Source organism: Stutzerimonas chloritidismutans (assembly GCF_038562055.1).
Lineage (GTDB): Bacteria > Pseudomonadota > Gammaproteobacteria > Pseudomonadales > Pseudomonadaceae > Stutzerimonas > Stutzerimonas chloritidismutans_A.
The window spans coordinates 144,498-156,449 of the sequence record NZ_JBCFXD010000010.1; the positions used below are offsets into that span (position 1 = coordinate 144,498).

The 11,952-nt window shown below is 61.2% G+C and carries 10 protein-coding genes; all 10 read left to right on the forward strand.

Annotation, left to right across the window (positions count from 1 at the left end; all coding sequences use genetic code 11):
• Positions 1-2: 2 nt before the first annotated feature.
• The 10 genes from ftsL to AAGW23_RS15995 are packed head-to-tail and all read left to right on the forward strand — an operon-like array spanning position 3 to position 11,949.
• Positions 3-272 (forward strand): cell division protein FtsL, encoded by a 270-nt coding sequence (ftsL, locus tag AAGW23_RS15950; RefSeq protein WP_200637112.1) that lies wholly within the window; start codon positions 3-5, stop codon positions 270-272.
• Positions 269-1,999, forward strand: coding sequence for a penicillin-binding protein 2 (locus AAGW23_RS15955; protein ID WP_342407335.1), 1,731 nt, complete (start codon positions 269-271; stop codon positions 1,997-1,999). Before ftsL ends, AAGW23_RS15955 begins: the two co-directional genes overlap by 4 nt.
• Positions 1,999-3,462: a UDP-N-acetylmuramoyl-L-alanyl-D-glutamate--2,6-diaminopimelate ligase gene (locus AAGW23_RS15960; protein WP_342407336.1), complete on the forward strand. Its 1,464-nt coding sequence runs from the start codon at positions 1,999-2,001 to the stop codon at positions 3,460-3,462. The genes AAGW23_RS15955 and AAGW23_RS15960 overlap by 1 nt, the downstream gene beginning before the upstream one ends.
• On the forward strand, positions 3,455-4,831 hold the full coding sequence (locus AAGW23_RS15965; protein ID WP_342407337.1) for a UDP-N-acetylmuramoyl-tripeptide--D-alanyl-D-alanine ligase: 1,377 nt from the start codon (positions 3,455-3,457) through the stop codon (positions 4,829-4,831). The genes AAGW23_RS15960 and AAGW23_RS15965 overlap by 8 nt, the downstream gene beginning before the upstream one ends.
• Positions 4,831-5,913: a phospho-N-acetylmuramoyl-pentapeptide-transferase gene (mraY, locus tag AAGW23_RS15970; protein ID WP_200636489.1), complete on the forward strand. Its 1,083-nt coding sequence runs from the start codon at positions 4,831-4,833 to the stop codon at positions 5,911-5,913. Before AAGW23_RS15965 ends, mraY begins: the two co-directional genes overlap by 1 nt.
• A gap of 6 nt (positions 5,914-5,919) precedes the next feature.
• Positions 5,920-7,263: a UDP-N-acetylmuramoyl-L-alanine--D-glutamate ligase gene (gene murD, locus AAGW23_RS15975; protein ID WP_342407338.1), complete on the forward strand. Its 1,344-nt coding sequence runs from the start codon at positions 5,920-5,922 to the stop codon at positions 7,261-7,263.
• Positions 7,263-8,495, forward strand: coding sequence for a putative lipid II flippase FtsW (ftsW, locus tag AAGW23_RS15980; protein WP_342407339.1), 1,233 nt, complete (start codon positions 7,263-7,265; stop codon positions 8,493-8,495). Before murD ends, ftsW begins: the two co-directional genes overlap by 1 nt.
• Positions 8,485-9,555 carry an undecaprenyldiphospho-muramoylpentapeptide beta-N-acetylglucosaminyltransferase gene (murG, locus tag AAGW23_RS15985; RefSeq protein ID WP_342407340.1) on the forward strand — a complete coding sequence of 357 codons (1,071 nt, stop codon included), beginning with the start codon at positions 8,485-8,487 and terminating at the stop codon, positions 9,553-9,555. The genes ftsW and murG overlap by 11 nt, the downstream gene beginning before the upstream one ends.
• On the forward strand, positions 9,548-11,008 hold the full coding sequence (gene murC, locus AAGW23_RS15990; protein WP_342407341.1) for a UDP-N-acetylmuramate--L-alanine ligase: 1,461 nt from the start codon (positions 9,548-9,550) through the stop codon (positions 11,006-11,008). Before murG ends, murC begins: the two co-directional genes overlap by 8 nt.
• Positions 11,005-11,949 carry a D-alanine--D-alanine ligase gene (locus AAGW23_RS15995; protein ID WP_342407342.1) on the forward strand — a complete coding sequence of 315 codons (945 nt, stop codon included), beginning with the start codon at positions 11,005-11,007 and terminating at the stop codon, positions 11,947-11,949. Before murC ends, AAGW23_RS15995 begins: the two co-directional genes overlap by 4 nt.
• Positions 11,950-11,952: the final 3 nt, after the last annotated feature.

The window sequence follows — 11,952 nt, forward strand, 5'->3', positions numbered from 1 at the left end:
CCATGCCCAACGGCAGCCTGCTGATGCTGGTGCTTTTTATTGCCGTGCTGTTGTCGGCAATTGGCGTCGCCTATAGCGCGCACTGGAACCGGCAGTTACTCAATGAGCTTTACGGTGAGCTAAGTGTGCGCGACAAGGCGCAGGCTGAATGGGGTCGTCTTATTCTTGAGCAGAGCACCTGGACTGCTCACAGCCGGATCGAGACCTTGGCTTCCGAGCAGTTGAAGATGCACATCCCTGAAGCGGCAGCTGTCAGGCTGGTGGCGCCATGAAGCTTCAGGGCGCGCTCTATCCGTGGCGTTTTCGCATCGTGCTGGCTCTGCTGGCATTGATGGTTGGCGCCATTGCATGGCGCATCGTTGATCTGCAGGTACTGGATCAGGGGTTTCTGAAGGGCCAGGGAGATGCGCGCAGCGTGCGCCACATTCCAATCCCCGCGCATCGTGGACTCATGACCGATCGTCACGGCGAGCCCCTGGCTGTGAGTACCCCAGTCACTACGCTTTGGGCGAACCCGCGCGAAATGCAGAGCGCACAGGCTCGCTGGCCCGAACTGGCTGAGGCGCTGGGGCAGGACCCCGCCGGATTGCAGCAGCGCCTCAAGGCGCAGGCCGAGCGAGAGTTCATGTACCTGGTGCGCGGTCTGACCCCTGAGCAGGGGCAGCGGGTTCTGGATCTGGATATACCGGGCGTTTACGCGCAAGAGGAATTTCGCCGTTTCTACCCCGCCGGTGAGGTGGCCGCTCACGTGGTCGGCTTTACCGATATCGACGACCACGGTCGTGAAGGTATGGAACTCGCCTACAACGAATGGTTGGCCGGTGTCCCGGGTAAGCGGCAGGTGTTAAAGGACCGTCGCGGCCGTTTGATCAAGGATGTTCAGGTGGTCAAGAACGCCAAGGCCGGCAAGGCGCTTGCACTGTCCCTTGACCTGCGTCTGCAGTATCTGGCGCATCGCGAGCTGCGTAACGCGCTGTTGGAGTTTGGCGCCAAGGCTGGCAGCTTGGTCGTGCTCGACGTGAAAACGGGCGAAGTGCTGGCCATGGTCAATCAGCCAACCTATAACCCGAACAATCGCCGAAATCTGCAGCCAGCGGCGATGCGTAACCGGGCCATGACGGACCTGTTCGAGCCGGGTTCGACGATGAAACCTATCTCTATGAGCGCGGCTCTCGAAACAGGACGTTGGAAGCCCAGCGATCTGGTCGAGGTGTGGCCGGGATCGCTGCGCATCGGTCGCTACACGATCCGAGACGTCTCCAGAACCGAAGGGCGTGAGCTTAGCCTGACGGGCATTCTCATCAACTCTTCCAACGTCGGAATGAGCAAGGTCGCCTTCGATATCGGCGGCGCTGCGATTCATGAGGTCATGCGCAAGATCGGTTTCGGCCAGGACACCGGCTTGGGCTTCCCAGGTGAGCGAGTCGGCAATCTTCCTACCCACCGCGAGTGGCGCCAGGCCGAAACTGCCACGCTTTCGTATGGCTATGGCCTGTCGGTGACCGCTGTGCAATTGGCTCATGCCTATGGCGCACTGGCCAATGACGGGCGCTTGGTGCCGATGTCATTGACCAGGGTGGACCACAAGCCGGAAAGCGTGGAGGTGGTGTCGCCGGAAGTGGCCAAAACCCTTCAGGGCATGCTTCAGGAAGTGATTGAGGCCCCGCGGGGCGTATTCCGCGCCCAAGTGCCGGGCTATCACGTGGCGGGCAAGAGTGGTACCGCGCGCAAGGCCTCGGCTAACAGCCGCGGCTATCAAGAAAATGCCTATCGGTCGATGTTCGCCGGTTTCGGGCCTATGCGAGATCCACGCATCGCCATTGCGGTGGTCATCGACGAGCCCAGCAAGAGCGGCTATTACGGCGGCCTGGTATCGGCCCCAGTGTTCAGTCGCGTGATGTCCGGCGCGCTGCGCCTAATGAATGTTGCTCCTGACAATCTTCCTCCGGAGGACGTCAAGACCGCCGACGCTGACAAGACCAAGGGAGGGCGTATCTGATGCCGATGCCGTTGAATCAGTTACTGCCTCAAGCTGCCAGCGATACCCTCATTCGGGAGCTGACGCTGGACAGCCGCAAGGTCCGACCAGGCGATTTGTTTCTCGCTGTGCCCGGTTACCAGCAAGATGGCCGCGTGCACATTGCAGATGCGATTGCCCACGGCGCAGCCGCTATCGCCTATGAAGCCGAAGGAGCTGCGAAAATGACCGCAGCAAGCGCCGAGCTGGTGCCGGTCCGCAACCTGGCGGGGCAACTGTCAGCTATTGCCGGTCGGTTCTATGGCGAGCCGAGCCGCGGTTTGCACCTGGTCGGCGTGACCGGAACCAATGGCAAGACCAGCGTGACTTATCTGATCGCCAAGGCTCTGGATCGTTTGGGTGAGCGCTGCGGGATCATCGGCACCCTCGGGACCGGCTTTCACGGCGAGTTGGTCCTTGGTCAGCACACCACACCTGATGCCATCGGCGTACAGGCCAATCTGGCGAGCCTGCGTAAGCAGGGCGCGCGAGCTGTTGCGATGGAGGTGTCCTCGCATGGCCTGGCGCAGGGCCGGGTTGCCGCGCTCGCGTTCGATGTGGCGGTGTTCACAAACCTGTCCCGAGACCACCTCGACTATCACGGTTCCATGGAAGCCTACGGCGAGGTCAAGGCACGGCTATTCAATATGCCGGGGCTTGGCTGTCGGGTGATCAATCTGGACGACACGCTGGGCCGATCGCTCGCGCAAGAGCACCCGGAGTCGCGCTTGATCACTTATAGCCTGGAGGATGCTTCGGCTTACCTTTACTGCCCAGAGGCGCGGCTGGACGACAGCGGAATCCATGCGCGGCTGGTGACCCCGCAAGGGGAGCGCTCGCTGCGTAGTCCGCTGCTGGGCCGGTTCAATGTCAGCAATGTGCTCGCGGCAGTAGGCGCCTTGCTGGGCATGCATTACGCGCTCGATGAAGTTTTAGCAGTGCTGCAGGAAATTGATGGCCCAGCCGGCCGCATGCAGCGGCTAGGTGGTGGTGATAGCCCGTTGGTGGTGGTCGATTACGCCCATACGCCGGATGCGCTTGAAAAGGTTCTTGCCGCTCTACGCCCGCATGCCCGAGGTAAGTTGCTGTGCCTGTTCGGCTGCGGTGGTGATCGAGACCGCGGCAAACGCTCGCTGATGGCTCAGGTCGCCGAACGTTTGGCAGACCGCGTCACAGTCACCGATGACAACCCGCGCCATGAAGATCCGCAGCAGATCCTCGATGAGATTCGTGCAGGTTTCAGCGCACCCGAACAAGCGCTGTTTGTGCCAGGGCGCGCCGCAGCCATCTCTGGCTGTATTGAGAGCGCAAGCATTGACGATGTGGTGTTGCTGGCCGGCAAGGGGCATGAGGACTACCAGGAAATAAAGGGCGATCGCCTGCCATTCTCCGATCTCGAACAGGCCTCGATGGCCCTGGCTGCCTGGAGGGGGTCCCATGCTTGAAGCCAAACGCCTTAGCGATCTGGTCGAGCCGTTGTCAGCCAAGCTGGTCAATGCCGATGCAACCTTTAGCTCTGTCAGCACCGACAGCCGAGCAATCGAGACTGGGCAGCTTTTCATTGCGCTCACCGGGCCTCGCTTCGACGGCCATACCTACCTTGCGGAAGTTGCGGCCAAAGGTGCCGTTGCCGCTTTGGTCGAGCGCCATGTACCAGAGGTTTCCTTGCCTCAGCTTGTTGTTGCCGATAGCCGTATCGCTCTAGGCCAGCTGGGCGCTTTGAACCGCAACGCGTTCAACGGTTCGGTCGCGGCCATTACCGGCTCCAGTGGCAAGACAAGCGTCAAGGAACTGCTTGCCAGCATCCTGCGCGCTGCCTACGGCGACGATGCGGTTCTCGCCACGCGCGGCAATCTCAACAACGATCTGGGCGCACCGCTCACGCTGCTGGAATTAGGTTCTCAGCATAAGGCTGCGGTGATTGAACTGGGCGCTTCACGCGTTGGCGAAATCGCCTATACCGTCAGCCTGACTCGGCCAGATGTCAGCTTGATTACCAACGCGGGCACGGCTCATGTTGGTGAATTCGGTGGGCCGGAAAAAATTGTCGAGGCCAAGGGGGAGATTCTCGATGGGCTCGGAGCCAAAGGTGTCGCCGTGCTCAATCGTGACGACCGCGCCTATTCGGTGTGGGAGCGCCGAGTGGCAGGCAAGCGCGTGGTGAGCTTTGCCGTCACGAGCCCGCTGGCCGACTTCCACCCCGCCTCGATTGCTTATGATCTCCGCGGCTGTCCCAATTTCGTCCTGACCGGCCCGGCCGGGTCCGTGCGTGTTCAACTGAATCTGCTTGGCCGCCATAGCGTGGCCAATGCACTGGCCGCCGCCGCGGCCGCCGGGGCGCTGGGCGTTGCCGCAGAGCACATTGTCGCCGGGCTTGAAAGTCTCCAGCCCGTGAAGGGCCGAGGCGTTGCGCAGATGCTGAGCAACGGCGTTCGCCTGATAGACGACACATACAACGCCAACCCTGCGTCGATCTGTGCCGCCATCGATGTGCTGGCCGGCTTTGCTGGTCGTACGGTGCTGGTGCTGGGCGACATGGGGGAACTGGGTTCCTGGGCCGAGCAGGGCCACCGCGAAGTCGGCAGTTACGCCCGAGGCAAAGTAGACACATTGTTCGCGGTCGGGCCGCTCATGAAGCATGCCGTTGAGGCCTTCGGTCATGGCGCGCGCCATTTCGCCGATCAGCAGAGCCTGATCGAGTCGCTGCGTCTGGAGCAGGGTAATGCGACCACCATTTTGATCAAGGGATCACGGAGCGCAGCGATGGATAAGGTCGTCGTAGCGCTTTCCGTTTCCGGCATGGAGAAACATTGATGCTGCTGCTACTCGCCGAGTACCTGCAACAGTTCCACACGGGCTTCGCAGTCTTTCAGTATCTGTCGCTGCGTGGGATTCTCGGCGTACTGACCGCGCTGGTGTTGTCGCTGTGGCTGGGACCCTGGTTGATCCGTACGCTGCAGCTGCGACAGATCGGTCAGGCGGTACGTACTGACGGGCCGCAAACGCATCTGTCGAAATCCGGCACGCCGACCATGGGTGGCGCCCTGATCCTCAGCGCAATAGCCATCAGCACATTGCTATGGGCCGATCTGTCCAATCGCTATGTGTGGGTGGTGCTGGCCGTGACCCTGCTATTCGGTGCAATCGGTTGGGTGGACGACTACCGCAAGGTGATCGAAAAGAACTCCCGCGGCCTGCCAAGCCGTTGGAAATATTTCTGGCAGTCTGTCTTCGGCCTCGGTGCTGCGGTCTTTCTTTACCTGACCGCGCAGACACCAGTCGAAACCACGTTGATCCTCCCGCTGCTGAAGAACATCGAAATTCCGCTGGGGATTGGTTTCATCGTGCTGACCTATTTTGTCATCGTCGGCTCCAGCAATGCTGTGAACCTCACCGATGGGCTGGACGGTCTGGCAATCATGCCGACGGTGATGGTAGGCGGTGGTCTGGGCATCTTCTGCTACCTGTCGGGCAACGTGAATTTTGCCGATTACCTGCTGATTCCATATATCCCCGGAGCCGGTGAGTTAATCGTGTTCTGCGGTGCGCTGATTGGTGCCGGGCTCGGCTTTCTCTGGTTCAACACCTATCCCGCACAGGTCTTCATGGGTGATGTGGGCGCGCTGGCCCTTGGCGCGGCCCTTGGCACCATTGCCGTGATCGTCCGCCAGGAGGTCGTGCTGTTCATCATGGGGGGGATTTTCGTGATGGAAACCCTGTCGGTGATGATCCAGGTCGCTTCATTCAAGCTGACCGGCAAGCGGGTGTTCCGCATGGCTCCGATTCATCACCACTTCGAACTCAAAGGCTGGCCAGAGCCCCGCGTGATCGTGCGCTTCTGGATCATCACGGTGATCCTTGTGTTGGTCGGTCTTGCCACATTGAAGTTGAGGTAACAACGAGTGCTCATCGCTTCCGATCAGTTCCGCATCGTCGTAGGTCTCGGCAAGAGCGGCATGTCGCTGGTTCGCCATTTGGCAAGCCGCGGAGTGCCGTTTGCCGTCGCCGACACGCGTGCGAACCCACCGGAGTTAGCGACTCTGAAAGCGCAGTACCCGAATGTCGAGGTCCATTGTGGAGAGCTCGATCCCCAGCTCCTCAGCCGCGCCAGCGAGCTGTTGATAAGCCCAGGCTTGCCGATCAGCATGCCAGCATTGCAGGCGGCCGCTGCTAACGGAGTGAAGCTGTCCGGTGATATCGAGCTGTTCGCGCGCGAAGCCAAGGCGCCAATCGTGGCTATCACCGGGTCGAACGCGAAAAGCACTGTGACCAGTCTGGTCGGTGAAATGGCTGCTGCGGCCGGGCGTAAAGTGGCGGTCGGCGGAAACCTTGGAACGCCGGCCCTGGATCTGCTCAACGACGATGTCGAGCTCTACGTCCTCGAGCTGTCGAGCTTCCAGTTGGAGACGACCGATCAGCTGAATGCGGAGGTCGCCACCTGCCTGAACATCAGTGAAGATCACATGGATCGGTACGATGGGCTGCCTGCCTACCATCAGGCTAAACACCGCATTTTTCGGGGTGCTCGGCAGGTCGTGATCAATCGTGACGATCGCCTTAGCCGCCCGCTGGTTGCCGATGACCTTCCAACGTGGTCCTTCGGCCTCGGCAAGCCAGATTTCAAGGGCTTCGGGCTGTTCGAAGAAAGCGGGGAGAAGTACCTTGCTTTCCAATTCGACGCGCTGATGCCGGCCAATCAGCTGAAGATGCGCGGGGCTCACAACCAGTCCAATGCTCTGGCCGCTCTGGCGCTCGGGCATGCCGTTGGTCTTCCGTTCGAGCCGATGCTCGCCACCTTGCGCAACTTTGGCGGACTCGCCCATCGCTGCCAGTGGGTTGGGGAGCGCAAAGGCGTGACCTACTACGACGATTCGAAGGCAACCAACGTCGGAGCTGCCCTCGCAGCAATCGATGGCCTGGGTAGCGATATCACGGGTGAATTGGTGCTCATCGCCGGCGGCGATGGCAAGGGTGCGGATTTCTCAGCCTTGCACAGCCCGGTCTCGCATCAGTGTCGTGCGGTTGTCTTGCTTGGCCGCGATGCCGAGCGCCTCGCGGCGGCGCTTGAAGGCGCTGCGCCGATCCACCGCGTTCAGACGCTCCAGGACGCTGTTCAGCTGGCAGCCAAACTGGCCCAGCCCGGCGATGCGGTACTGCTGTCGCCGGCCTGTGCCAGCCTGGACATGTTCGAGAACTTCGAAGATCGCGGACGCCAGTTCGCCGCTGCGGTGGGGGCGCTGAGCTGATGATCGCTTTCCTGCGCAGCGCACCGTCACCTCTGTTCAGTCGACGCGGCCTCGACCTCGATTTCCCTATGCTCGCCGGCTGTCTGGCGCTGCTAGGCCTCGGATTGGTGATGATCACCTCGGCTTCTTCGGAAGTCGCGGCCGTCAATGCCGATAATTCGATGTACTACATGATCCGCCATCTGATTTACGTCCTGCTCGGTATTGGCGCCGCGGGGCTGGTTCTTTTGGTGCCGCTGTCCGTATGGCAGCGGCTGGACTGGATGCTATTGATTGCTGCGTTCGTGCTGTTGATTCTGGTGCTGATTCCCGGCATTGGGCGAGAGGTGAACGGCTCGATGCGCTGGATCGGCTTTGGTGCCTTCAACGTACAGCCGTCGGAACTGGCCAAGCTGTTCGTTGTGGTCTATCTCGCCGGTTATCTGGTGCGCCGCCAGCAGGAGGTGCGTGAAAGCCTATGGGGCTTCCTCAAGCCGTTTCTTGTATTGCTTCCAATGGCCATGCTGCTCCTGCTCGAGCCGGACTTCGGGGCGACCGTGGTGATGATGGGCGCGGCGGTTGCCATGCTGTTCTTGGGCGGCGTCGGCCTGGTTCGATTCAGCTTGCTGGTTCTGCTCGCTGTCGGCGCGGTCTTCGTGCTGGTACAGACGCAGGAGTACCGACTGCAGCGGTTGATTACCTTCACCGATCCCTGGGCTGATCAGTACGGCGCCGGCTATCAGTTGACTCAGGCCCTGATCGCTTTTGGGCGTGGTGAATGGCTGGGTGTCGGGCTTGGCAACAGCGTCCAGAAGCAGTTCTACCTGCCTGAAGCGCACACCGATTTCGTCTTTTCCGTGCTCGCCGAAGAGCTGGGCATGGTGGGTGCGCTGCTGACCATCCTTCTATTCGCATTCGTCGGTGTCCGCGCGCTGTACATCGGGCTGGCGGCCGAGCGAGCACGGCAGTTCTTCGCTGCATATATAGCCTGGGGCGTTGCGTCCCTCTGGCTCGGTCAGTTCCTGATCAATGTTGGTGTGAACATCGGACTGTTACCAACCAAGGGCCTGACCTTGCCGTTCCTGAGTTATGGCGGCAGTTCGCTGGTGGTCACCTGCGCCAGTATGGCCTTGCTGCTGCGCATCGAGTGGGAAAGCCGCACGGTGCTGGGCAGCGAAGATGCCGAGTTCAGCGAGGACGATTTTGCCGAAACGCCTGTACCCCAAAGCAAGGGGGTCGTGCATGGCCGGTAACGTCTTGATCATGGCCGGCGGAACCGGGGGGCATGTATTCCCGGCGCTTGCCTGCGCGCACGAGTTCCAGAGTCGCGGTTATAGCGTGCACTGGCTGGGTACGCCGCGAGGCATCGAAAATGAAGTGGTTCCTGCGGCTGGGTTGCCGCTGCACCTGATTCAGGTAAGCGGGCTGCGCGGGAAAGGGCTGGCTTCCTTGCTGAAGGCGCCGTTCCAGCTGTTGCGCTCGCTGGGGCAGGCCCGCCGGGTGATCCGTACCCTCCAACCGGTCTGCGTGCTTGGGCTTGGTGGCTATGTTACGGGGCCTGGCGGTCTCGCGGCGAAGCTGGCCGGAACGCCTTTGATCATTCACGAGCAGAACGCTGTCGCTGGAACGGCTAATCGCAGCCTGGTGCCCTTCGCGAAGCGCGTCTGCGAGGCGTTTCCGAATACCTTCGCCGCAAGCGACAAGCGGCGAACCACCGGCAATCCGGTGCGTCATGAGCTGTTTCTCGAGACGCCGAGACAGACTTTGCTTGGCCGCCGCCCGCGGCTGCTGGTACTGGGCGGCAGTCTGGGTGCTGAACCGCTGAACAAGCTGTTGCCGGAAGCGCTTGGTCAACTGCCTGGCGATCTACGCCCCGAGGTGTTTCATCAGGCCGGCAAGCAGCACGCCGAGATTACGCGAGAGCGTTATGTGGCGGCGGGTGTCGACGCTGAGGTTGCACCTTTCATCAAGGACATGGCTCGGGCCTATGCATGGGCCGATCTGGTGATCTGCCGCTCCGGCGCCTTGACAGTGTGCGAGCTGGCAGCTGCCGGCTTACCTTCGTTTCTGGTGCCGCTACCTCACGCAATCGATGACCACCAGACCCGTAATGCCGAATATCTGGCGAAGGAAGGCGCGGCCGTTCTTCTCCCTCAAGCAACGACCGATGCTGCAGCGCTGGCCGCGCAGCTGACCGAGGTAATGATGCAGCCGGAAAAACTCAAGGCCATGGGAGCCACGGCACGTCGTCTGGCTCGGCCGGACGCTACCCGAACCGTCGTCGATATCTGTCTGGAGGTGGCCCATGGCTAAATCCCCAGCGGCGGTCAAGGCAGAAGTAAGGCGCATGCGTCGCATCCGCCGGATTCACTTCGTCGGAGTGGGTGGCGTTGGCATGTGTGGCATCGCCGAGGTCCTGTTGAACCTAGGTTACGACGTGTCCGGCTCGGATCTCAAAACCTCGGCGAGCACCGAGCGCCTGGAAAACTTCGGCGCACAGATTTATATCGGCCATCAGGCCGGAAACGTCGCCGGAGCCGATGTGCTGGTGGTTTCCAGCGCAGTAAATGCCTCGAACCCGGAAGTCGCCTTTGCCCTCGAGCAGCGGATACCGGTGGTGCCTCGCGCCGAGATGCTTGCCGAACTGATGCGCTACCGTCATGGCATCGCCGTGGCAGGCACCCATGGCAAGACCACCACTACCAGCTTGCTGGCTTCGGTGTTCGCTGCCGGTGGGCTAGATCCAACCTTTGTTATCGGCGGCCGCCTGACCGCGGCCGGCACCAATGCTCAGCTGGGTTCCAGCCGGTATCTGATTGCCGAGGCCGATGAAAGCGACGCCAGCTTCCTGCACCTGCAGCCGATGGTCGCAGTCGTCACCAACATCGACGCCGATCACATGAGCACCTACGGCGGTGACTTCGGCAAGCTGAAGAAGACCTTTGTCGAGTTCTTGCACAACCTGCCGTTCTACGGGCTGGCGGTGCTCTGTGTCGACGATCCGGTCGTGCGTGAAATCATTCCACAGGTGGGTCGCCCGATCACCACCTACGGTATGCATGAAGAAGCCGATGTCAGGGCCATCAATGTTCGCCAGGAAGGGATGCGCACCTATTTCACGGTGCTGCGAGATGGCTTCGATGCGCTCGATGTGTCGGTCAACATGCCAGGCAATCATAACGTCCTCAATGCCCTGGCAACTATCGCCATCGCCACTGACGAGGGCATCGACGACGAGGCGATCGTTCAAGGCTTGTCTCAGTTTGGCGGGGTGGGCCGGCGCTTTCAGGTTTACGGGGAGCTACCTGTTGAAGACGGCAGCGTGATGCTCGTTGACGACTACGGCCATCACCCGCGTGAAGTGGCCGCCGTGATTCAGGCTGTCCGAGGGGGGTGGCCTGAGCGCCGCTTGGTCATGGTCTATCAACCCCATCGGTTCAGCCGTACACGTGATCTGTACGACGACTTCGTACAGGTGCTGAACGATGCGAATGTGCTGCTCCTGATGGAAGTGTATCCAGCCGGCGAAGAGCCTATCCCAGGCGCCGATAGCCGTCATTTGGCGCACAGCATCCGTCAGCGCGGACAGCTTGACCCGATCTATATCGAGCGCGGCGTCGAGTTGGCTCCGCTGGTCAAACCCCTGCTACGACCGGGTGACATCCTGCTTTGCCAAGGCGCCGGCGATATCGGTGGGTTGGCCCCACAACTTATCAACAGTCCCCTGTTTGCTGGCGCTGCAAGCGCCACGAGGAAGAGCGAATGACGGCCTTGCAATCGACCCGTGAACCCCAGGCGTTCGGCCGGGTCGCCGTGCTCTACGGTGGCAAGAGCGCCGAGCGCGAGGTGTCACTGAAATCTGGAGCGGCAGTGCTAGCGGCCCTGGAATCAGCTGGCGTCGACGCGTTCGGTGTGGATGTCGACGACAACCTGTTGGCTCGGCTGAGTAGCGAACGTATCGATCTTGCCTTTATTGTGCTGCATGGGCGTGGCGGTGAAGACGGCAGCATGCAAGGTCTGCTCGAGTGTGCCGGTATCCCTTATACCGGTAGCGGCATCCTTGCATCGGCTCTGGCCATGGACAAACTGCGTACCAAGCAGGTTTGGCAGAGCCTTGGCCTACCGACCCCGCGGCATGCCGTGCTGGCGAGCGAGGCCGATTGCCGGGCCGCAGCTGATAGTTTGGATTTTCCGCTGATCGTCAAGCCAGCGCATGAGGGCTCCAGCATCGGGATGGCCAAAGTCACTGGTGTCGATGAGCTGATTGCCGCCTGGCGCGCCGCGAGTCTCTACGACTCGCAGGTGCTGGTCGAGCAGTGGATCCAGGGGCCGGAGTTCACGATCGCCACACTGCGCGGCGAGGTGCTTCCACCGATTGGTCTGGGCACGCCACACACGTTCTACGACTACGACGCCAAATATGTCGCCAACGACACCCAGTACCGGATTCCCTGCGGTCTGGATGCTGCAAAAGAACAGGAATTGAAGGAGCTGTCCGCCCGCGCCTGTGAGGCGGTAGGCATCCAGGGCTGGGCGCGTGTCGATGTCATGCAGGACAACAGCGGCGCTTTCTGGCTGTTGGAGGTGAACACTGTTCCAGGCATGACTGACCACAGCCTGGTGCCGATGGCCGCGCGGGCAGCTGGTCTGGATTTCCAGCAGTTGGTCCTCGCAATTCTGGATGCCAGCATGGCGACGGGGAACTGATCG

Bases quoted from the DNA above. Each gene is read 5' to 3' on its own strand.
- AAGW23_RS15965 (WP_342407337.1), top strand. From the start codon at position 3,455: ATGCTTGAAGCCAAACGCCTTAGCGATCTGGTCGAGCCGTTGTCAGCC.
- AAGW23_RS15960 (WP_342407336.1), top strand. From the start codon at position 1,999: ATGCCGATGCCGTTGAATCAGTTACTGCCTCAAGCTGCCAGCGATACC.
- AAGW23_RS15955 (WP_342407335.1), top strand. From the start codon at position 269: ATGAAGCTTCAGGGCGCGCTCTATCCGTGGCGTTTTCGCATCGTGCTG.
- murG (WP_342407340.1), top strand. From the start codon at position 8,485: ATGGCCGGTAACGTCTTGATCATGGCCGGCGGAACCGGGGGGCATGTA.
- ftsL (WP_200637112.1), top strand. From the start codon at position 3: ATGCCCAACGGCAGCCTGCTGATGCTGGTGCTTTTTATTGCCGTGCTG.
- AAGW23_RS15995 (WP_342407342.1), top strand. From the start codon at position 11,005: ATGACGGCCTTGCAATCGACCCGTGAACCCCAGGCGTTCGGCCGGGTC.
- mraY (WP_200636489.1), top strand. From the start codon at position 4,831: ATGCTGCTGCTACTCGCCGAGTACCTGCAACAGTTCCACACGGGCTTC.
- ftsW (WP_342407339.1), top strand. From the start codon at position 7,263: ATGATCGCTTTCCTGCGCAGCGCACCGTCACCTCTGTTCAGTCGACGC.
- murC (WP_342407341.1), top strand. From the start codon at position 9,548: ATGGCTAAATCCCCAGCGGCGGTCAAGGCAGAAGTAAGGCGCATGCGT.